Origin of the sequence: Streptomyces sp. Y20 (genome assembly GCF_043195475.1) — a bacterium.
Taxonomy (GTDB): domain Bacteria; phylum Actinomycetota; class Actinomycetes; order Streptomycetales; family Streptomycetaceae; genus Streptomyces.
In genome coordinates this window covers 262,127-281,724 of sequence record NZ_JBIDDP010000005.1, presented here as the reverse complement: position 1 = coordinate 281,724, position 19,598 = coordinate 262,127, and the positions used below count along the sequence as shown (strand labels likewise).

20 protein-coding genes are annotated in these 19,598 nt (G+C 71.2%); 8 read left to right on the top strand and 12 right to left on the bottom strand.

All coding sequences use genetic code 11. The features are described from left to right. Positions 1-2 precede the first annotated feature (2 nt). Positions 3-1,184 (top strand): exo-alpha-sialidase, encoded by a 1,182-nt coding sequence (locus ACGFT1_RS15625; RefSeq protein WP_373909501.1) that lies wholly within the window; start codon positions 3-5, stop codon positions 1,182-1,184. Here the strand turns inward: ACGFT1_RS15625 and ACGFT1_RS15620 are convergent. From ACGFT1_RS15620 to ACGFT1_RS15590, 7 genes are all read right to left on the bottom strand, one after another. Beyond that, positions 1,136-2,119, bottom strand: a complete 984-nt coding sequence (locus ACGFT1_RS15620; RefSeq protein WP_373909500.1) for a dihydrodipicolinate synthase family protein — start codon at positions 2,117-2,119, stop codon at positions 1,136-1,138. The genes ACGFT1_RS15625 and ACGFT1_RS15620 overlap by 49 nt on opposite strands. Continuing rightward, a complete protein-coding gene (locus tag ACGFT1_RS15615; protein ID WP_373909499.1) occupies positions 2,116-3,123 on the bottom strand; it encodes an ABC transporter ATP-binding protein in 1,008 nt (335 codons plus the stop codon). The genes ACGFT1_RS15620 and ACGFT1_RS15615 overlap by 4 nt, the downstream gene beginning before the upstream one ends. Continuing rightward, on the bottom strand, positions 3,120-5,096 hold the full coding sequence (locus ACGFT1_RS15610) for a dipeptide/oligopeptide/nickel ABC transporter permease/ATP-binding protein (RefSeq protein WP_373909498.1): 1,977 nt from the start codon (positions 5,094-5,096) through the stop codon (positions 3,120-3,122). The genes ACGFT1_RS15615 and ACGFT1_RS15610 overlap by 4 nt, the downstream gene beginning before the upstream one ends. Next, on the bottom strand, positions 5,096-6,052 hold the full coding sequence (locus tag ACGFT1_RS15605; RefSeq protein WP_373909497.1) for an ABC transporter permease: 957 nt from the start codon (positions 6,050-6,052) through the stop codon (positions 5,096-5,098). The genes ACGFT1_RS15610 and ACGFT1_RS15605 overlap by 1 nt, the downstream gene beginning before the upstream one ends. A gap of 4 nt (positions 6,053-6,056) precedes the next feature. Next, the gene (locus tag ACGFT1_RS15600) at positions 6,057-7,679 is read right to left on the bottom strand and encodes an ABC transporter substrate-binding protein (RefSeq protein ID WP_373909496.1); all 1,623 of its coding nucleotides are present in this window, start codon (positions 7,677-7,679) and stop codon (positions 6,057-6,059) included. 185 nt (positions 7,680-7,864) lie between these two features. Next, positions 7,865-8,134, bottom strand: a complete 270-nt coding sequence (locus ACGFT1_RS15595) for a DUF397 domain-containing protein (protein WP_373909495.1) — start codon at positions 8,132-8,134, stop codon at positions 7,865-7,867. Next, positions 8,116-8,949, bottom strand: coding sequence for a helix-turn-helix transcriptional regulator (locus tag ACGFT1_RS15590; RefSeq protein WP_373909494.1), 834 nt, complete (start codon positions 8,947-8,949; stop codon positions 8,116-8,118). Before ACGFT1_RS15590 ends, ACGFT1_RS15595 begins: the two co-directional genes overlap by 19 nt. Positions 8,950-9,064: 115 nt before the next feature. On the opposite strand from ACGFT1_RS15590, the gene ACGFT1_RS15585 reads away from it, so the two are divergent. The 3 genes from ACGFT1_RS15585 (at position 9,065) to ACGFT1_RS15575 (ending at position 10,088) form a co-directional block, all read left to right on the top strand. Then, positions 9,065-9,274, top strand: coding sequence for a hypothetical protein (locus ACGFT1_RS15585; RefSeq protein ID WP_373909493.1), 210 nt, complete (start codon positions 9,065-9,067; stop codon positions 9,272-9,274). Next, positions 9,271-9,486: a hypothetical protein gene (locus ACGFT1_RS15580; RefSeq protein ID WP_373909492.1), complete on the top strand. Its 216-nt coding sequence runs from the start codon at positions 9,271-9,273 to the stop codon at positions 9,484-9,486. Before ACGFT1_RS15585 ends, ACGFT1_RS15580 begins: the two co-directional genes overlap by 4 nt. A gap of 143 nt (positions 9,487-9,629) precedes the next feature. Then, on the top strand, positions 9,630-10,088 hold the full coding sequence (locus ACGFT1_RS15575; RefSeq protein ID WP_373909491.1) for a hypothetical protein: 459 nt from the start codon (positions 9,630-9,632) through the stop codon (positions 10,086-10,088). A gap of 63 nt (positions 10,089-10,151) precedes the next feature. Here ACGFT1_RS15575 and ACGFT1_RS15570 read toward each other — a convergent pair whose 3' ends face one another. Continuing rightward, positions 10,152-11,519, bottom strand: a complete 1,368-nt coding sequence (locus ACGFT1_RS15570) for a hypothetical protein (protein WP_373909490.1) — start codon at positions 11,517-11,519, stop codon at positions 10,152-10,154. 362 nt (positions 11,520-11,881) lie between these two features. Between ACGFT1_RS15570 and recO the strand changes: the two genes are divergently transcribed. Genes recO through ACGFT1_RS15555 form a run of 3 tightly spaced genes read left to right on the top strand, consistent with a single transcriptional unit; the run spans position 11,882 to position 14,870 of the window. After that, positions 11,882-12,628: a DNA repair protein RecO gene (gene recO, locus ACGFT1_RS15565; protein WP_030735659.1), complete on the top strand. Its 747-nt coding sequence runs from the start codon at positions 11,882-11,884 to the stop codon at positions 12,626-12,628. A gap of 26 nt (positions 12,629-12,654) precedes the next feature. Next, positions 12,655-13,503 (top strand): isoprenyl transferase, encoded by an 849-nt coding sequence (locus ACGFT1_RS15560; protein WP_373909489.1) that lies wholly within the window; start codon positions 12,655-12,657, stop codon positions 13,501-13,503. Between the two features lie 38 nt (positions 13,504-13,541). Beyond that, positions 13,542-14,870, top strand: a complete 1,329-nt coding sequence (locus ACGFT1_RS15555) for a histidine-type phosphatase (RefSeq protein ID WP_373909488.1) — start codon at positions 13,542-13,544, stop codon at positions 14,868-14,870. Positions 14,871-14,889: 19 nt separating this feature from the next. Here ACGFT1_RS15555 and ACGFT1_RS15550 read toward each other — a convergent pair whose 3' ends face one another. Genes ACGFT1_RS15550 through ACGFT1_RS15535 form a run of 4 tightly spaced genes read right to left on the bottom strand, consistent with a single transcriptional unit; the run spans position 14,890 to position 18,010 of the window. Next, complete coding sequence (locus ACGFT1_RS15550) at positions 14,890-15,300, bottom strand: Fur family transcriptional regulator (protein ID WP_121788903.1); 411 nt, start codon at positions 15,298-15,300, stop codon at positions 14,890-14,892. Between the two features lie 60 nt (positions 15,301-15,360). Continuing rightward, entirely contained in the window at positions 15,361-16,263 is a 903-nt protein-coding gene (locus ACGFT1_RS15545; protein WP_373909487.1) for a metal ABC transporter permease, read from the bottom strand. Beyond that, a complete protein-coding gene (locus tag ACGFT1_RS15540) occupies positions 16,263-17,030 on the bottom strand; it encodes a metal ABC transporter ATP-binding protein (protein ID WP_373909486.1) in 768 nt (255 codons plus the stop codon). The genes ACGFT1_RS15545 and ACGFT1_RS15540 overlap by 1 nt, the downstream gene beginning before the upstream one ends. A gap of 20 nt (positions 17,031-17,050) precedes the next feature. Next, positions 17,051-18,010 (bottom strand): metal ABC transporter substrate-binding protein, encoded by a 960-nt coding sequence (locus tag ACGFT1_RS15535; protein WP_373909485.1) that lies wholly within the window; start codon positions 18,008-18,010, stop codon positions 17,051-17,053. Positions 18,011-18,170: 160 nt separating this feature from the next. On the opposite strand from ACGFT1_RS15535, the gene ACGFT1_RS15530 reads away from it, so the two are divergent. Then, entirely contained in the window at positions 18,171-19,553 is a 1,383-nt protein-coding gene (locus ACGFT1_RS15530) for a glycine--tRNA ligase (RefSeq protein ID WP_373909484.1), read from the top strand. The last annotated feature ends 45 nt before the right edge of the window (positions 19,554-19,598 follow it).

The window sequence follows — 19,598 nt, the reverse complement described above, 5'->3', positions numbered from 1 at the left end:
GGGTGACCGCACTGTGCCGTTGGATTCTCGTCGGAGCGGGGCTTCTCGGCCTGGTCTCCGTGCCGGTGCCCGCGTACGCCTCGCCCGTCGGGTGCGGTGCCTCCGTGCCGTACGTCTCCGGGCGGGGTGGTTACGCCGCGTACCGGATTCCCGCGACCCTCCTCACCCGGCGGGGCACCGTGCTGGCCTTCGCCGAGGGACGGCGGGACGGGGCGGGGGACAGCGGGGACATCGACGTCGTGCTGCGCCGCTCCGCCGACGGCGGCTGCACCTGGGGCCCGCAGACGGTCGTGGCCGCCGGGCGGGGTGACACCCGGGGCAACCCGGCGCCGGTGGTCGACGCGCGCACCGGCGAGGTCGTCCTGGTGACCTGCGGCAACAGCGGGGCCGTCACCCAGGCGCAGATCATGCGCGGCGAGGTCCCCCCGGAGCGGGGCCGCCGGGTGTTCGTGCAGCGCAGCCGGGACGACGGCCGGAGCTTCACGGCACCGCGGGACATCACGGCCGGGGTGACGCGCCCGGACTGGCGCTGGTACGCCACCGGCCCGGGCCACGCCGTCGCCCTCGCCCGCGGCCCGCACGCCGGCCGCCTGCTGGTCCCCGCCGGCCACTCCGCCGCCCCGCCCGCCGGTTCCCCCGACACCGGCCAGGAGCCCCGCTACCACGGCGGTCACGCCCTCTACAGCGACGACTCCGGCCGCACCTGGCACCTGGGCTTCGTGGACGCCGGCTACGACGGCGTGACCAACGCCGACGAGACCAGTGCCGCCGAGCTGGCCGACGGCCGCCTGTACCTCAGCTCGCGGGACCAGGACGGCACCGCCCCCGGCAACCGCCTGGACAGCTACTCGTCCGACGGCGGGCGCACCCTGGACCGGCCCTATGCCGTCCAGCCGACCCTGGACGACGTCCCGGTGGTCCAGGGCAGCGTTCTGCGGCTGGCCGGCCCCGGCGCCCCGCTGCTCTTCTCCGCGCCCTCCGTGCCGACCGCCCGCCGCGCCCTGGCCCTGTGGTCCAGTACGGACGCCGGCCGCACCTTCACCCGGCTGCTCACCCTCCCGGACCGCCCGGCCGCCTACTCGGACCTGGTCCAGCTCGGCCCCGGCACGATCGGTGTCCTGTACGAGACCGGCGGTCAGAGCCCGTACGAGTCGCTGGTGTTCCGCAGGATCCCGCTGCCCTGAGAGCCGGCCCCGAGCAGTCCGGCCGCCGCCAGGAACCTGCCGACCCGCTCGACCTCGTCGCCGGAGAGCGGCACCTGCGGCTCGGCCGTCACCGGGCAGTCGATGACGCCCCGCAGATGCAGTGCGGCCTTGAACGCGCCCAGCGCCGACGAGCTGCCGCCCATCCGCGCCGGGTCCCCGGCCCCGGTCAGCCCGAACAGCGCGCACAGCCGCTCCTGTTCGGCCCGCGCGCCCTCGATGTCACCGGCCCGGCACAGCCGGTAGAGGCGGACGTAACCGTGCGGGTCGACGTTGGCCAGTCCCGGCACGGCCCCGTCGGCGCCCAGTGCCAGCGCCGCGTCGGTGATCAGCTCGGAGCCGGTCAGCACGCCGAACCCGGGGTGGGCGCGGGCGCCGGTGACGACTTCCCGGAAGGCCGCCAGGTCCCCGCTGGAGTCCTTGACCCCGGCCAGCACCCCGTCCCCGGCGAGCCCCAGCAGCAGCTCGGCGGGGAGCTTGGTGTGCACGGCGGCCGGGATGTCGTAGGCGATCACCGGGACGGGGCTGGCGGCGGCGATCCGGCGGTAGTGATGGACGATCTCCGCGGGGTGGGTGCGGGCGTAGAAGGGCGCGGTGACGACGACGGCCTGCGCGCCGGCCGCGGTGACCGCCGCCACGTGTTCCAGCACCCGCGGGGTGGTCATGTCGATGGCGCCCGCGAGGACGGGCAGCTGGCCGGCCACGTGGGCCGTCACGGCCGCCACCACCCGGCGGCGCTGCGTGTCCGTCAGGAACGCCGCCTCCGACGTGGAGCCGAGCAGGAACAGCCCGTGGACCCCGCCCTCCACGAGATGGCCGACCAGGCGCAGCAGCGAGGGCACGTCCACCTCGCGCTCGGGTGTCAGGGGCGTGCAGACGGGCGGGACGACACCGGTGAGCGGGGCGGGGAAGGTCATCGGGGCTCCTGGCGAGCGGGGTCGCGGGTCGGCTGGTCCTCCTCCACAGGATGGTGGCAGCGGTAGCGGTGTCCGGGCTGCGACGCGGCCGTGAAGTCCGGCATCGTCCCGGCGCACACCGCGTCCGCCTTCCAGCAGCGGGTGCGGAACGGGCAGCCGCTCGGCGGCCGGGTCGCCGAGGGCACGGGCCCGGTCAGCGGGATCGGCTCGACGGGGTGCAGCAGGCCCGGCGTGGCCGAGAACAGGGCGCGGGTGTACGGGTGCCGGGCGCCGTCGGTGACGCGGCCGGCCGGGGTCTCCTCCACGATCCGGCCGAGGTACATGGTGATCACCCGGTCGCTCATCCGCCGTACCGTCTGGATGTCGTGTGAGACGAACACCAGTGCGAGACCGAGGCGTTCGCGCAGGTCGAGCAGCAGGTTGAGGATCTGCGCGCGGACGGAGACGTCCAGGGCGCTGGTCGGTTCGTCGGCGACGAGCAGGGCCGGGTCCAGGGCCAGCGCGCGGGCGATCGCGACGCGCTGGCGCTGCCCGCCTGACAGCTGGCCGGGCAGGGCGTCGGCGAGGGCCGCGGGCAGGCCGACCAGACCCATCAGCTCCCTCACCCGCTCCTCCCGCTCGGCCCGTGTCCCGCGGGCGTGGACGTCCAGCGGGTCGCGCAGGACCCGGCGGACGGTCAGCCGGCGGTTCAGGGCCGTCGACGGGTCCTGGAAGACCATGCCGACGCCCGCGCCGACCGTGGCCCGGCGTTCGGCGGGCGGCATCGTCCACAGGTCCCGGCCCCGGAACGACACCGTCCCGCGTACGGGCCGTTCGATGCCCACCAGCACCTTCGCCAGCGTCGACTTCCCGCATCCCGACTCGCCGACCACGCCCACCGTCTCACCGGCGCCGACGCGCAGGGTGGCGCCGGTCAGCGCGTACACCCGGTCGCGCCGGAACAGGCCGCCACCGCGCGCCCGGTGGACGACGTGCGCGTCCCGTACCTCGACGACAGCGGTCACGGGCGGGCCTCCTCGCTCTGCGCCGACGTCAGGTCCACCGCCGGGTGGTGGCAGGCGGCCGTGTGCGCGGGGGTGCCCGCGAGGACCGGTGCGGCGGTACGGCACGCCTCGCCGGCGAGCGGGCAGCGGTCGGCGAACCGGCAGCCCGCGGGGAAGCCGGCGGGGGCCGGTACGACACCCTTGATCTGCGCCGGCCGTTCCTCGGCGGACTCCAGCGACAGGACACTGGCGAGCAGGCCGCGCGTGTAGTGGTGGGCCGGCGCGGCCACCAGGGCGGAGGTCACCCCGCTCTCCGCGATCTGCCCGCCGTACATGACCACCACCCGGTCGGTGACGTCGGCGACGAGCGCGAGGTCGTGCGAGACCAGGAGCAGCGCGAAGCCCAGTTCCCCGCGCAGCCGCAGCAGCAGTTCCATGATCTGGGCCTGCACGGTGACGTCCAGGGCCGTCGTGGGTTCGTCGGCGACGATCAGGCCGGGATCGCGGGAGAGGGCCATGGCGATGAGGACGCGCTGGCGCTGCCCGCCGGACAGTTCGTGCGGGTAGCTGCGCAGGGTGCGTTCCGGGTCGAGGCCGACCAGTGACAGCAGCTCGCGGGGGCTGCGGCGGCCCCCGCGCCGCACCAGCTGGGCGAGCTGGGCGCGGACCGTCATCGCGGGATTCAGCGCGGACAGGGCGTCCTGGTGGACCATGGCCATCTCGTGGCCGAGCAAGCGCCGCCGGGCGCGCGCCGGTTCGGCGAGCAGGTCCCGCTGCCGGAACCGCACCTGGCCCCGGACCCGCGCCCCCTTGGGCTGGAGGCCCATGACGGTCAGCGCGGTCAGCGACTTCCCGCAGCCCGACTCGCCGACCAGGCCCAGCACCTCACCGGCGTACACCTCGAAGCCGACCCCGGCCACGATGTCCACGCCCCCGTGCCGGTCGGGGAAGCCGATGGTGAGGTTCTCCACGGCGAGCACCGGCTGCCCCTCGCGGGAGGGCAGTGGCCGGGCCCGGGAGCGCAGCCGGCGGGCGGCCTCGGCCAGGCCGGGCAGCGGGAGCACCTCGCCGCTGCCGGGCTCGGGTGCCTCCAGCCGGTCCGGCGGCGCCGCCACCTCGCGCGGTGGGGGCGCCGCCCAGGCGTCGGAGACACCCTCGGACAGGATGTTCAGCGACAGCACGGTGAGCAGGATGAGCAGTCCGGGGAAGACGGTGGCCCACCAGCCGCCGGTCAGCACCATGTTCTTGCCGTCGGCGATGACACTGCCCCAGGACGGGTCGGGGGGCCGTACGCCCGCGCCGATGAAGGACAGCGACGCCTCGAACACGATGGCCTCGGCGACCTGGACGGTGCAGAACACCAGAACGGGGGCGGCGCAGTTGACGGCCACGTGCCGCAGCACGATGTGCGGGGTGCGGGCGCCGATGACCCGTTCGGCGGTGACGTAGTCCTCGCCGTACTGGTCCAGGACGTTGGCGCGGACGACGCGGGCCACCGGCGGGGTGAACAGGAAGGCGATGGCGCAGATCAGTACGCCGATGCCGCCGCCGAACACGGCGACGAGCACGGCCGCGAGGGCGATGCCGGGGAACGCCATCACCACGTCGAGGCAGCGCATCAGCGTCTCGTCGACGGACCGGCGGGAGGTGGCGGCGAGGGCCCCGAGCAGTGCCCCGGCGACCAGGGCGAGCGCGGTGGCGCCCAGGCCGATGGCGAGGGACCACCGGGCGCCGTACATGAGCCGGCTCAGGATGTCCCGGCCCAGGCTGTCCTGCCCCATCCAGTGCGCGGCGGACGGGTGCCCGGTGCCGCCGGCCGGGTCCTGCTGGTCCAGGGGGTCGTCCGGGGCGAGCAGCGGGGCGAGTACGGCGACCAGGACGACCAGGGCCAGGAAGCAGAAGGCCGCCTTCGACGACAGCGGCAGCCGACGTAGGCCACGCAGCCGGACGCCGGGCCGGGAGAGCCGCTCGGTGAGACGCGCGCGCGTGATCATCAGCCCGCCCTCAGACGTGGGTTGACCAGCAGGTACAGGAGGTCGATGACGAGGTTGACGACGACGAACCCGGTGGCGGCGGTCAGGACGACGCCCTGCACGACGGCCGGGTCACCGTTCTGCACGGCGTCGATCATCAGCTTGCCCATGCCGGGCAGGGAGAAGATCGTCTCGATGACGACGGCGCCGCCGAGGAGGTAGCCGACGCGCAGCCCCAGCACGGTCAGCGGGTTGACCAGCGCGTTCCTGAGGACGTTCCGGCCGACCACCACCCGGGGCGGCAGTCCGCTGCCGATCGCGGTGCGCACGTAGTCCTTGTCCAGCTCCTCCACGACCGACGTCCGCACGATCCGGGTCAGCTGCGCGGCCACCGGCAGGGACAGCGCGACGGCGGGCAGGGTCATGGTCCGCAGCCAGCCGGTGACGGAGTCGGCCGGGTTGATGTAGCCGCCGGTCGGGAACCAGCCCCGGCCGACGGCCAGGTACTGGATCATCAGCAGCGCCAGCCAGAACGCCGGCGCCGCCACCCCGATCAGCGAGACGACCCGGATGGCCTGGTCCGGCACCCGGTCCCGGTACACGGCCGCGGTGACCCCGCCGGCCAGCGCCACCACGACCGCCAGCGCGAGACCGAGGAAGGTCAGCTGGAGGGTGAGCGGCAGGGCGGTGGCGACCTGGTCGGCCACCGGGGCGCGGGTGAGGGCGCTGGTGCCCAGGTCGCCGTGGAGCAGGTCGCCGACGAAGTGGACGTAGCGCACGGGCAGCGGGTCCAGCAGCCCGTTGCGTTCCCGGAAGTCGTGCAGCTGCCGGGGGGTCGGATTCGCGCCCTGGAAGAACGCGGACGCGGGGTCGGCGTCCGAGAACCGCATCACCACGAAGACGAACAGCACGATGCCGAGGAACAGCGGTACGAGCAGGACGATCCGCCGGAGCAGGATGCGTACGACGGCCGTCATGCCGTCAGGCCCAACGGGCGCGCAGGAGGTTGACGCCCGGGTACGGCTGGGCCCGTATCCCGGTGAGCCTGCGCGGGTCCCAGGCGGTCATCAGCTCGTTGTGCACCACCGGGTACAGCACGGCCTGTTCGGCGACCACGTCGATGTAGTCCTGGACCATGGCCTTCTTCTTCACGGGGTCGGGTTCCCGGGTCGCCCGGTCCATGTCCTTGAACAGCTGCCGGGCGACGGGGTCGTCGGCCCACCGGGTGTAGCGCATCCACAGGTTCCGGGGCCCGTAGTTGTAGTGCATGATCAGGTCCGCGTCGAGCCCGAACTGGTTGGGGTTGGAGGCGGCGGCGACGACCTGGTAGTCCCGCTTCTGGTCCATCTTGGTGAAGACGGCCGTGGTCTCTTGCGGGGCGAGGGCGGTCTCCACACCGATCGCGTCCCACGAGGCCTTGACGGTCGGCAGGCAGTCGACGATCCAGCTGACGTTGACGGCGAGGATCTCGATCTTGAGGTCCTTCACCCCGGCGGCCTTCAGCAGCGCCTTGGCCTTCTCGGGGTCGTAGCCGTAGACGGTCCTGGCGGGCCGGTAGCCGGGGTTGCCCTCGTCGAGGAAGGACGACGCGGGACTCCCGTGCCCCTTGAGCGCCACCCGCACCATCTTCTCGCCGTCGATGGCGTAGTGCAGCGCCTGGCGCACCCGCACGTCGTCGAAGGGCTTGTGCCGGGTGTTGAACATCAGGAAGAGGTTGTTCATCCCGGCACCGCCCGCGACCTTCAGCCCGCCCTGCTCCAGGCGCGGGATGTTGGCGTAGGGGACGTTGTCGGCGATCTGGGCGCCGGCGTCGGTCCCCGAGATCTTCGCGACGCGCGAGGCCGCGTCCACGATGGTGAGCCAGTTCATGCGCTTGAAGCCCGGCCTGCGGGGGCCGTTGTAGGCGGCGAACGCCTCGAAGGTGGTGTTGGACTTCGGGTGGTGCGCGGTCTGCCGGTACGGCCCCGAGCCGACGGCCAGCCCCCGGACGGCCTCGTCCCAGGCGCCGGGACGGGAGAAGACGTGCTTGGGCATGATCTTGGCGAGGGTGAGCCGGGCGAGCCCGTCGGGGAACGGGAACCCGAGCACCAGCTCGACCGTGCGCGCGTCGATCTTCTTCACGCCGTCCAGCCAGCCGGCGAAGAACCCCTTGGCGAGGGTCTCGGTGTGCGGGTCGAGGATCCGGTCGAAGACGAACACGACGTCGTCGGCGGTGACGGGCCTGCCGTCGTGGAAGGTGGCGCCCGGCCGCAGGCTGAACCGCCAGCGGGTGGCCCCCGGATCCTTCGGCACCTCGGTGGCCAGCGCCGGATACGGCACCCGGGTGATCGGGTCGGTGTCCAACAACCCCTCGTAGATGTGGTTGTTGGCGGCCATGGCGAACGCCGACGCCGTCTGCGTCGGGTCCCAGCTGCCGTCGTTGCCGTACCCGATCACGGCGGTCAGCGTCCGCTCCTTGCCGCCGCCCCCGTGCCCGGTGTCGTTCGTGGACTGCGGCCCGCCGGAGCAGGCGGCCAGCGCGGCGCCCGCCCCCAGCGCCCCGGCACCCCACAGGAACGACCGGCGGCGCGGCGCTGGTACGTCGGGAAACACGTCGTCGCGCACGGGTCCTCCAGCAGGTCGGTGGGGAGGGCTGGGAGATACGACGTCCTACGTCCTACGTCCGATCGGTAGCGCGACCTTAGGAGGGGCTGTGGGGGCGGTCAAGACGGCATGCGCGAATGGCCCAGCCGCCAGAGGTCGGGCCAATGACGGAGCCGACCGGCACCTGGGCTGTCGAGCCGGCGCGCTCAGGCCGTCAGGGTGCCGACGAACTCCGCCCAGGCGGGGGCCCCGACCACCAGCACGGCCCCGCCGGGCACCTTGCTGTCCCGGACGGGCACGACACCGGGAACTCCGTCGGCCACCTCGACGCAGTCGCCGCCCTCGCCGTTGCTGTAGCTGCTCTTGCGCCAAGCGGCACCGGGGAAGTCGTGACCGACCTCGACGCAGTCGCCGCCCTGGCCGTTACTGTGACTGCTCTTGCTCCAGCGGGCGTTGCTCAGGTCGTACTCGCGCATCGTCTGAAGTCCTCCGCCGCCGATTCGATCAGGGGCAGGGACGCCTTCGGCGACGGCGCGGCGGCCCTCAGCAGATCGTAGGCGCGCTGTGCGTGCTTCACCACTGCCGGGTGATCCAGCAGGTTCCCCGAAAACTCCGTCTCTGTATAGGCGGTTGGCGGAGCGTCTTCGAACTCCATGAGCTTCAGCGTGCCGGTCATGTACGCGTGTGCTCCCTCCGCGCACGGGAGCACCGTCGTCAGAACCTTCCGGTCGCGTGCCAGTGCCGTGATGTGCTCCAGTTGTTGGGCCATCACGGCAGGTCCACCCACCGGAACGCGCAACGCGTTCTCGTGCACGATCACCCAGTACTCCGGCCGGGTGGCGTCCTTCAGGATGTGTCCGCGCTCCAGTCGCGCCCCGACGATCTCCTCGACGTACTCGTCGGTGACGAACGGGTTGGCCGCGACGGTCACCGCCTGCGCGTACGCCCGAGTCTGCAACAGTCCCGGCACCGCGGTCGGCGCGAACTCGCAGATCCGCGTCGCCACCCGCTCCAGCTCCACGACCTCGGCGAAGTACTCCGCGTACCGCCGGTCGTCGATGAGCTTGCGGCACAGTCGCTCGAAAATACCGTCGGTTTGCAGGACCTCGTCGATTCGCTGGGTGATGTCCAGCTGGGGTTTTCGAATGGCCTGCTCGAACTGTCCGATGTAGGCGCCGGAGACGAAGACCCGGGCTCCCAGCTCCACCTGGGTGATCCCCGCGTCCTCCCGGCGCCTCTTCAGCTCCGTGCCGAAGAACTCCCAGACCGCCTGACGTGAACCGCTGGCCATGGCCAACCCCCTTCACCTGCCGTGCGCTTGTAGGGCGCGGGCGATTGCCGAGTGTAGATGCGGAACGTCACCCTGGATGCACGAAGCGTGAAACCGGGAAGGGCAGGGAAGCACAGTGAAGGCTCTCGAAGAGGCGGAGGAGACATTGCGGGAACTGCGGGTGGCGCTGGAGAAGGCCGGGGTCGTTCTCCCGTCCCTGGGACTCGACCCGGTCAGTCTCGCGAGAGAGGCGCCCAGCCCGCTGGTGGAGCTGGGCCGCTGCTCGGTGGAGACCGCGCGGAGCCTCACGGCGGCCCTGACGGCGCCCTCGGGGGTGGCGCGGTGAAGCCTCCCGCCGGCAGCCATGTGGTCGACACGCGTACCGGCCGGGTCGGCGTCGTCATGGGGCACGAGGGGCCGTACGTACAGGTGCGGCCCTACGGCGGGGGCCGGGAATGGGACGCCGAGCCGGAGGCGCTGCGCGGGGCGACGCTCGCCGAGCGGCTGAGCGCGGCCACGGCGTACGCCAACGCGCGCAGCCGCGGGGAGGCGCTCTAGTTCCGCCACGGCGTCAGGGTCGCCGAGTTCAACTCGGCTCTCGGCCGGCGGCATGCCATCGGCCCGTTCGCGAAAACGCGAGGCCGGCGTAGCCTCGATCGGCCATGCTGGGGACCCCAGCGTGTGCACTATGAGGAGGAGACGTGGCTGAGCTGGTCAGCCGTCGGCAGTATCCGGTGGAAGTCGATCACGGTGGCTTCGCGCTGGAGGATGCCGATGATCGGCACGTGCCGGTTGGGTTCCCTGAGGACTTCGACCAGGATGTGTTCCTTTCCGCTCACCCTGGGCGTCTTGATTTCGTGAGCGCGGGTCACACTCACACCGCTGACCTCACTGTCGAGGTCTGGGATGCCGAGCCTCCCGTCCCGCCCGGTGCTTGGGAGGAGAACGCGACAGCCGGCCTCTCCTGCTCGTCGGGAGAGCTGCGGGCACGGTCGATCACCGGCGGCCCGATGCCGGAGCTGATTCCCCTCTCGGATGGTCCGGGAAAATGGTCTGTGCGGGTGGTGTGCGCGGGCCGGGAAGCGCTTGCCGCACTGGCCGAGGAAGGCGCTGTGGAGGGAGTGGAGCGGTACGTGGCCCAGTTCTGGCCTCAGGGGTAGCGGGTCGGCGGGCGCGGTTCATGAGCTGCGTGAACCGTGCCCACCGCGAGCGCGCACGTCCCGTCAGGACACGATCTTGACGATGAACCCGTCGTCCGGTCCGTCGAGAATGCGGTTCTTGTCGTAGAACTGCGCCAGCAGGATCCCGGCGGCGCCGTTCTCACCCTTCTTGACCGGCATCACACTGAAGTTGTTCGGCTCTGCCCGATGGTCATATTTCGATTGCGCAGCCCCCTCGTAGGTGCTTTGGAAGGGGAATTCGTCGCACTCCCTGGTGCCGCCCTGCGAGTAACCCGTTCCGTAGTACTTCTTGCAGTTGTAGACAGAACGGTTGTAATTCTCCTTTCGGCGCTTCGAATCCCAGTACAGACGTGTGAGGGGATCGTCGGCAGTCCGACCTGGGAGGTGCTTCCTCGTGCTGGGCGGCAATGTGCTGGACGGTTTGGTGAAGGCCTTCTGAATGTGAAGTGCGACACCCCGCTCAGGTGCCTGTGCTTTTGTGCTGTACTGCAGCGTGGCCAGGACACTCCACGCAGCGGAGCCCGTGGCAGCGTTGGGCAGGTAGCCGGCCTTGTCCCAGCGCGGCGGCAGCATGAAAAGGTCGTGTTTCCCCGGACCGGTAAGGGCCCAGCCAGGTGGGGCTTTGAGGTCGATGGTGGGTTGGTAGACGGCGAAGACGGTGTCGGCCTTCATGCCGGTACTTCCCTGGCCCGCTCTAGCGGTGACGGTGTGCTTGAAGCTCCCTTTCTCCAGCAGCTGCGCCCAGGTCCTGGTGACGGGCATTGCCACACCGCCGCGGGTGTATTTGACCGAGGAGGGCCAGCTCTTCGTGATTCTCCCGTTGGTGGCGATGCCCAGGCCAGGTGCTCCGTTGGTACCGGCTGCGGTGAAGGCTGTGAAGTAGTAGGTGACAGTGATGGTGCGGCTGGCTCTGGGGATCGTCCCGATCGCCAGTACGTCGAAGCTGCTCGTTCCGACGGGCTCACCGTTCACGAGCCAGACCTGGCTGAGCAGGGATCCCGAGCACACCGCGAAGCGTGACTTGAGGTAGAACCGCGACGTTCCGAGCCCACGGATGCACTCGATGGGCGTCATGGAATGCGACGGCTCAGGAAGGCTCACCGCTGGGTCGGCCCCCGCAGCCGGGGTATGTGACTCTGGGATCGTGGCCTGTGCGGAGTCCTTGACGGACAACGGCGCATAGGATTTGGAGGGGCCGACCGTCTCACGTGGCAAGAGCGGCTGCGAATTCTGCAAGGCGCCCATGTGCCGAAGCCTGCTGAGGCCGCCGGGCTGTCTGATCGCACTCAGATTCGGGGCCTTGCCGGTGAGCGGTAGCGCATAGGTCTCGATGTGCGCGGTCTTGCCGCCGTCGGCGTGGGCGGCCTCAAGCGGTGTGGTCAGCGAGGCCAGTAAGGCGGGGAGCATCACGGCAGCTGTCCGTATTCGCGTCCGCCAGGACGGACTCCTCTTCATCGAACCCCCTCTTTCAGGAAACACCTCACCGGTGTGAAGCCTTCAAGGAAGTACCAGGCACGGGAAGCTCACAGCACCGGAGTGTTGCCTTCTGGCGCGATGTCACCAGCTGTTGACCGGAAGGCAGGCAGGTGTGCGGTCGTCACCACCGTCACCAGGCGGGTCGAGCAGTGGTCCAGCACGGTGGGTTCCTCGCTCGACGGCCGGTCACCGCCGAAGCCCTACCTCTCGGAGATCACTTACGGGACAGCCCTCAGGAGCCGGGGGAGGGGGTCCGGTGTCCCCCGGCCGCTTCCCGCATGGGCGAGAATGGTCGCATGAGTCTGTTCCGCGACGACGGCATCGTGCTGCGCACCCAGAAGCTGGGTGAGGCGGACCGGATCATCACCCTGCTCACCCGCGGTCACGGGCGCGTACGCGCGGTGGCGCGCGGGGTGCGGCGCACCAAGTCGAAGTTCGGGGCCCGGCTGGAGCCGTTCTCCCACGTGGACGTGCAGTTCTTCGCGCGGGGGAGCGAGCTGGTCGGGCGCGGGCTGCCGCTGTGCACCCAGAGCGAGACGATCGCGCCGTACGGCGGGGGGATCGTCACCGACTACGCGCGGTACACGGCGGGCACCGCCATGCTGGAGACCGCCGAGCGGTTCACGGACCACGAGGGGGAGCCGGCCGTGCAGCAGTACCTGCTGCTGGTCGGGGCCCTCAGGACGCTGGCCCGGGGCGAGCACGCCCCCCACCTCGTCCTCGACGCCTTCCTGCTGCGCTCCCTCGCCGTCAACGGCTACGCGCCCAGCTTCGGCGACTGCGCGCGGTGCGGCATGCCCGGTCCGAACCGGTTCTTCTCCGTGGCCTCGGGCGGCTCCGTCTGCGTCGACTGCCGGGTGCCCGGCAGCGTCGTACCGTCCCCGCAGACCCTGGTTCTGCTGGGGGCGCTGCTTACGGGAGACTGGGAGACGGCGGACGCGTGCGAGGCGCGCCACGTCCGCGAGGGCAGCGGACTGGTGTCCGCCTACCTGCACTGGCATCTGGAGCGCGGGCTGCGCTCCCTGCGGTACGTAGAGAAGTAGTCCACGGTCGAGGAGACGAGAAGCACATGGTCGTACGCGGGTTCCTGGGGCGTCAGCGGCGCGAGTACACGGCGCCGGAGCCGCATCCGTCCGGTGCCCGCCCGCCCAAGCTGCCGGCCGAGCTGGTCCCGGAGCATGTCGCGATCGTGATGGACGGCAACGGCCGGTGGGCGAAGGAGCGCGGGCTGCCGCGCACCGAGGGGCACAAGGTCGGCGCCGAGCGGGTGCTGGACGTGCTCCAGGGGTCCATCGAGGTCGGTGTGCGCAACATCTCCCTGTACGCCTTCTCCACCGAGAACTGGAAGCGGTCGCCCGACGAGGTCCGCTTCCTGATGAACTTCAACCGCGACTTCATCCGCCGGACCCGCGACCAGCTCGACTCGCTCGGCATCCGGGTGCGCTGGGTGGGCCGGATGCCCAAGCTGTGGAAGTCGGTCGCGAAGGAACTCCAGGTCGCCCAGGAGCAGACCAAGGACAACGACCTGCTCACCCTGTACTTCTGCATGAACTACGGCGGCCGGGCCGAGCTGGCCGACGCGGCGAAGGCCCTCGCCGAGGACGTGAAGGCCGGCCGGCTGGACCCGTCCAAGGTCAGCGAGAAGACCATCCAGAAGTACCTGTACTACCCGGACATGCCGGACGTCGACCTGTTCCTGCGCCCGAGCGGCGAGCAGCGCACCTCCAACTACCTTCTCTGGCAGAGCGCGTACGCCGAGATGGTCTTCCAGGACGTGCTGTGGCCCGACTTCGACCGCCGTGACCTGTGGCGGGCCTGCGTCGAGTTCGCCTCCCGCGACCGGCGTTTCGGCGGTGCCGTCCCGAACGAGGACCTGCTCGCCATGGAAGCCGCCATGAAGGGCGATTCCACCTCCTAGCCACCGGCGGTTCACGCGGGCCGCCGAGGATGCGGATCATGAGACGCCTCACGCCTGTCCTCGCCCTCGGCGCCCTGCTGCTCACCGCCCTGCCCGCCCATGCCGCCGACGACGGCCCCGCGCACCGCGAGAGCTACGGCACCAAGGCGCCCTACGCGCCCCGGCAGGACTTGCGCGACTACCAGGGGCCCCCGGCCGGCTTCGTCCCCGTCTTCACCGAGAACGTCTCCCGGCACGGCTCGCGCGCGGCCACCGACAGCGAGGACGGGGACCTGATCCTCGCGCTGTGGGACAAGGCCGCGGCGGCGGGGCAACTCACGCGCAAGGGGGAGGAGTTCGGACCCCGGGTGCGGGCGCTGCTGGCCGCGATGGCGAAGACCGGCTACGGCAACCTCAGCGGGCGCGGCCGGCAGGAGCTGGCGGACACCGCCGCCCGCATGGAGAAGCGGCTGCCGTCGCTGTTCGCGAAGATCGCCCACGACGGCGAGAAGATCGACGTCGTCAGCTCCGGCCAGGGCCGGGCCGTGGACAGCGGCAACGTCTTCGCCGGCGCCCTCGCCGACGCCGACCCCGCGCTGAGGCCGCTGATCGGGCCGACCCGCACCGACAAGGACCTGCTGTACTTCCACAAGGGGGCGGGCGGCGCGGCCTACCGCGACTACCTTGGCAACGACCAGCGACTCAAGGACACCCTGAACGGCATCACCAACCAGGACCGCACGCGGCAGGCCGCCCGCAGCGTGCTGAGGAAGATCTTCACGGACTCCTTCGTCGCCCAGATCCCGGACCCGACCGGCGCCGCCCAGGCCGTCTACAACCTCTACGCCATCGCCCCCGCGATGAGCGAGGAGAGCCCGGACGGCGCGGGCTGGGGCCTGGAGCGCTACCTCTCCCGCTCGGACGCGGCCTGGTTCGGCTACCTCGGCGACGCCGAGGACTTCTACGAGAAGGGCCCCGCCTTCTCGGACAGCGACATCACCTACAAGATGGCCGGTGTCCTGCTCGACGACCTCTTCAAGCAGGTCGAGGCCAAGCGCGCCGGCACGAGCGACCTCGGGGCCGAGCTGCGCTTCACCCACGCCGAGGAGGTCATCCCGCTGGCCGCGCTGATGGGCCTGCCGGGCAGCACCCGGCCGGCGGCACCGGGGGAGCCGTACACGTACGCCGGCAACCCGTGGCGCGGCGCCTCGGTCTCCCCGCTGGGCGCGAACATCCAGTGGGACGTGTTCCAGAAGGGCGACCGCTACCTGGTGCGCATGCTCTACAACGAGAAGGAGACGGCGTTCAGGGCCGGCTGCCGTCCCGTCGCCCGCAACAGCAGCTTCTACGACCTGGACGAACTGGAGCGCTGCTTCGGGCGGGGCTGAGTGAGCGGCCGGGATCCGCTCAGCCGGCCGCGCAGTCGGCGCACGTGCCGAAGATCTCCACGGTGTGCGCCACGTTCACGTACCCGTGTTCCGCGGCGATGGCCTCCGCCCACTTCTCGACCGCCGGGCCCTCCACCTCCACGGCCCTGCCGCAGGCGCGGCAGACCAGGTGGTGGTGGTGCTCGCCGGTGGAGCAGCGGCGGTAGACGGACTCGCCGTCGGAGGTGCGCAGGACGTCGACCTCGCCGGCCTCGGCGAGGTTCTGGAGGGTGCGGTAGACGGTGGTGAGCCCGACCGAGTCGCCCTTGTGCTTGAGCATGTCGTGCAGTTCCTGCGCGCTGCGGAACTCGTCGACCTCGTCCAGGGCCGCCGCCACGGCTGCACGCTGGCGGGTCGCGCGGCCCTTAACGGGCGGTCCAGCGGTGGTCACCGGTTGCCTCCTCACGTCTGGCGTCTGCCGGGCCATTGTGCCAGTTGGCACCGGCTGTGGTCAGGCGCCGACCTGGTCCCCGGCGCCCCGCGCAACCGGAATCGAGCACTCCGCCGGGTCGCCCGCGGGCTGGGCCGCGGCTGCCGCGCGGGCGCGTCGCCGGGCCAGCGGGGCGGCCAGGGCGGTCAGCGCGACGAACGCGGCGATGGTCAGGAGGACGATCGTGGCGCCCGGCGGGACGTCCTGGTAGTAGGAGGTGACCGTGCCGCTGACGGTCACGGCCACCCCGATCGCCACCGCGATCACCAGCGTGACGGTGAAGCTGCGGCTGAGCTGCTGCGCCGCCGCCACGGGCACGACCATCAGCGCGGACACCAGCAGCAGGCCCACGACCCGCATGGCCACGGTGACGGTCACCGCCGCGGTGACCGCCGTCAGCAGGTTCAGCGCACGCACCGGCAGGCCCGTGACCCGCGCGAACTCCTCGTCCTGGCTGACCGCGAACAACTGGCGGCGCAGGCCCAGCGTGACCAGCAGCACGAAGGCGGCCAGGACGCAGATCGCCCGCACGTCGGACGGCGACACCGTGGACAGCGAGCCGAACAGGTACGACGTCAGGTTGGCGTTGGAGCCGCCCGGCGCGAGGTTGATCAGCATCACGCCGCCGGCCATGCCGCCGTAGAACAGCATGGCCAGGGCGATGTCGCCGCGGGTCCTGCCGTACCAGCGGATCAGCTCCATCAGCACCGCGCCGAGCACCGAGACCGCCGTCGCCGTCCACACCGGGGACGTGGACAGCAGGAAGCCCAGGCCGACGCCGGTCATGGCGACGTGCCCGATGCCGTCGCCCATCAGCGCCTGGCGGCGCTGGACCAGGTAGATGCCGACCGCGGGCGCGGTGATGCCGACCAGCACGGCCGCGAGCAGCGCCCGCTGCATGAAGGCGTAGTCAAGGAATTCCATCAGCTCAGCAGTCCCGTGCGGATCGGTTCGGTGCCCGCCGGTGCGTGCGGGTGTACGTGGTCGTGACCGGGCAGCGCGTGCTGGCCGACCGCGCGGGGCGGCGGGCCGTCGTGCAGCACGCAGCCGTCCCGCAGGACGACCGCCCGGTCGATCAGGGGCTCCAGCGGGCCCAGCTCGTGCAGGACCAGCAGGATCGTCGTACCGGCCTCGACCTGCTGCCGCAGCGTCCGCGCCAGCACCTCCTGGCTGGCCAGGTCGACGCCCGCCATCGGCTCGTCCATGATCAGCAGTTCGGGTTCGCAGACCAGCGCGCGGGCGATCAGCACCCGCTGGTGCTGGCCGCCGGAGAGGGCGTCGACGGAGTCCTTGGCGCGGTCCGCCATGCCGACCAGCTCCAGGGCCCGCCGCACGGCCTGCCGGTCTGACCTGCGGAAGACGCCGAAGCGGGTGCGGGACAGCCGGCCCGAGGAGACGATCTCGGTCACGGTCGCCGGGACCCCGCCCGCGGCGGTGGTGCGCTGCGGTACGTAGCCGACGCGCGCCCAGTCGCGGAAGGACCGGCGGGGGGTGCCGAACAGCTCGACCGTGCCGCCGCTGACCGGCACCTGGCCGATGACGGTGCGGATCGCCGTCGACTTGCCGGAGCCGTTCGCGCCGAGCAGCGCGACGACCTCGCCGCGGCCGACGGTGAGTTCGATGCCCCGCAGCACGGGACGCGCGCCGAGTTCGGCGGTCACGCCGCGCAGGGCTATGACGGGCTCTCGCATGATCCTGCCTTCCGTGCCGGTCACTTGGCGCCCAGCGCCCGGCGGAGTGCCTCGAGGTTGGCCTGCTGGACGGCGAGGTAGTCCTCGCCGCGGGATTTGTCGGTGATGCCTTCGAGCGGGTCGAGGACGTCGGTCCGCAGGCCCGTGTCGTGGGCGAGGGTCCGCGCGGTCTTGTCACTGACGAGCGTCTCGTAGAAGACGGTGCTGACACCGTCGGCCCGGGCCGTGCGCTCCAGGTCCTTCACGCGCGCGGCGCTCGGCTCCGACTCGGGGTCGAGGCCGTTGACGGCCTCCTCGGTGAGGCCGTAGCGCTCGGCGAGGTAACCGAACGCGGCGTGCGTGGTGAGGAAGACCTTGCTCCGGGTGTGCGCGAGGCCATGCCGGAACCGGAGGTCCAGGGCGGCCAGCTCGCCGGTCAGGGTCGCGGTGTTCTTCCGGTAGTCGGCCGCGTGCCGGGGGTCGGCCTTCTCGAAGGCCCTGCCGACGCCCTCGGCGACCTGGGCGTACTTCACCGGGTCGAGCCAGATGTGCGGGTCCTTGCCCGCCCTCTCGCCGTCCTGGTGGCTGTCGTGCCCGGCCGCGTGGCCGCCCACCTCGGTGCCGTGCTCCTCCAGCGTGGTCAGGCCGGCCGCGTCGATCTTGGTGCCGACCGGGGACTGGGCCACCGCCTCGTCGACGGAGGGCTGGAGGCCCTTCAGGTACAGGACGGCGTCGGACTCCTCCAGCTGGGCGATCTGCCGGGGGCTGATCTCCAGGTCGTGCGGCTCCTGGCCGGGGGAGGTGAGCGTGGTGACGCGGACGTGCTTTCCGCCGATCCGCTCGGCGAGGAAGGCCATCGGGTAGAACGACGCGACGACGTCGAACCTGCTGGTGTTGGCCACCACCGCCGGGCCGCGGGAGCAGCCGGACAGCGTGCCGGCCCCGAGGGCGGCGACGGCGGCGACCGCGGCGGCGGATATCAGGCGACGACGTTCGTTCATGACAGTCATTTTCAACAAACATGGAAACCGTTGTCAACTACGCTCACCAGATGGTCTTCACGGGGGCCGATTTGGTCGTGGGGGAGCATGCGCCGGTAACCTGAATCATTCGCTGGAAGCATCTCGCTTCAACGCCCGTCGTCGTAATGAAGAGAGCACCGTGGCCGCCGACAAGATCGACACCATCGTCAGCCTGAGCAAGCGCCGTGGCTTCGTTTTCCCGTGCAGTGAGATCTACGGCGGACAGCGTGCCGCCTGGGACTACGGACCGCTGGGTGTCGAGCTGAAGGAGAACATCAAGCGCCAGTGGTGGCGCTACATGGTGACGTCGCGCGAGGACGTGGTCGGTATCGACTCGTCCGTCATCCTGGCCTCCGAGGTCTGGGTCGCCTCCGGTCACGTCGCCACCTTCACGGACCCGCTGACCGAGTGCACCTCGTGCCACAAGCGGTTCCGTGCCGACCACCTGGAAGAGTCGTACGAGGAGAAGAAGGGCCACGCCCCGGCGAACGGCCTGGCGGACATCAACTGCCCGAACTGTGGCAACAAGGGCCAGTTCACCGAGCCCAAGCAGTTCTCCGGCCTGCTCTCCACCCACCTCGGCCCGACCCAGGACTCCGGCTCCGTCGCCTACCTGCGCCCCGAGACCGCCCAGGGCATCTTCACCAACTTCGCCCAGGTGCAGACCACTTCGCGCCGCAAGCCGCCGTTCGGCATCGCCCAGATGGGCAAGTCGTTCCGCAACGAGATCACTCCTGGCAACTTCATCTTCCGCACCCGCGAGTTCGAGCAGATGGAGATGGAGTTCTTCGTCAAGCCGGGCGAGGACGAGCAGTGGCAGGAGTACTGGATGGAGCAGCGCTGGGGCTGGTACACCGGGCTGGGCCTGCGCGAGGAGAACATGCGCTGGTACGAGCACCCGAAGGAGAAGCTCTCCCACTACTCCAAGCGCACCGCCGACATCGAGTACCGCTTCCAGTTCGGCGGCTCGGAGTGGGGCGAGCTCGAGGGTGTCGCCAACCGCACCGACTACGACCTCGGCGCCCACTCCAAGGCCTCCGGCCAGGACCTCTCCTACTTCGACCAGGAGGCCGGCGAGCGCTGGACGCCGTACGTCATCGAGCCCGCGGCGGGCGTCGGCCGCACCATGCTGGCCTTCCTGCTCGACGCCTACGTCGAGGACGAGGCGCCCAACGCCAAGGGCAAGATGGAGAAGCGGACGGTGCTGCGCCTCGACCACCGGCTCGCCCCGGTGAAGGTCGCCGTCCTCCCGCTGTCGCGCAACCCGGAGCTGTCCCCGAAGGCCAAGGGTCTCGCCCAGGCCCTGCGGCAGAACTGGAACATCGAGTTCGACGACGCGGGCGCCATCGGCCGCCGCTACCGTCGCCAGGACGAGATCGGTACGCCGTACTGCGTGACCGTCGACTTCGACACGCTCGAGGACAACGCGGTGACCGTGCGCGAGCGCGACACCATGAAGCAGGAGCGCGTCTCCCTCGACCAGATCGAGGGCTACCTGGCCAGCCGCCTGCTGGGCTGCTGACACCGGCCGAACCGGCCACCCCGGCCCGTCCCTCCGCCCCGACGC

What these genes read in the sequence shown, in the direction of transcription:
- ACGFT1_RS15620 (WP_373909500.1), bottom strand. Translation starts at nt 2,119, where the DNA reads ATGACCTTCCCCGCCCCGCTCACCGGTGTCGTCCCGCCCGTCTGCACG.
- ACGFT1_RS15610 (WP_373909498.1), bottom strand. Translation starts at nt 5,096, where the DNA reads ATGATCACGCGCGCGCGTCTCACCGAGCGGCTCTCCCGGCCCGGCGTC.
- ACGFT1_RS15605 (WP_373909497.1), bottom strand. Translation starts at nt 6,052, where the DNA reads ATGACGGCCGTCGTACGCATCCTGCTCCGGCGGATCGTCCTGCTCGTA.
- ACGFT1_RS15595 (WP_373909495.1), bottom strand. Translation starts at nt 8,134, where the DNA reads ATGCGCGAGTACGACCTGAGCAACGCCCGCTGGAGCAAGAGCAGTCAC.
- ACGFT1_RS15590 (WP_373909494.1), bottom strand. Translation starts at nt 8,949, where the DNA reads ATGGCCAGCGGTTCACGTCAGGCGGTCTGGGAGTTCTTCGGCACGGAG.
- recO (WP_030735659.1), top strand. Translation starts at nt 11,882, where the DNA reads ATGAGTCTGTTCCGCGACGACGGCATCGTGCTGCGCACCCAGAAGCTG.
- ACGFT1_RS15560 (WP_373909489.1), top strand. Translation starts at nt 12,655, where the DNA reads ATGGTCGTACGCGGGTTCCTGGGGCGTCAGCGGCGCGAGTACACGGCG.
- ACGFT1_RS15555 (WP_373909488.1), top strand. Translation starts at nt 13,542, where the DNA reads ATGAGACGCCTCACGCCTGTCCTCGCCCTCGGCGCCCTGCTGCTCACC.
- ACGFT1_RS15545 (WP_373909487.1), bottom strand. Translation starts at nt 16,263, where the DNA reads ATGGAATTCCTTGACTACGCCTTCATGCAGCGGGCGCTGCTCGCGGCC.
- ACGFT1_RS15540 (WP_373909486.1), bottom strand. Translation starts at nt 17,030, where the DNA reads ATGCGAGAGCCCGTCATAGCCCTGCGCGGCGTGACCGCCGAACTCGGC.
- ACGFT1_RS15535 (WP_373909485.1), bottom strand. Translation starts at nt 18,010, where the DNA reads ATGAACGAACGTCGTCGCCTGATATCCGCCGCCGCGGTCGCCGCCGTC.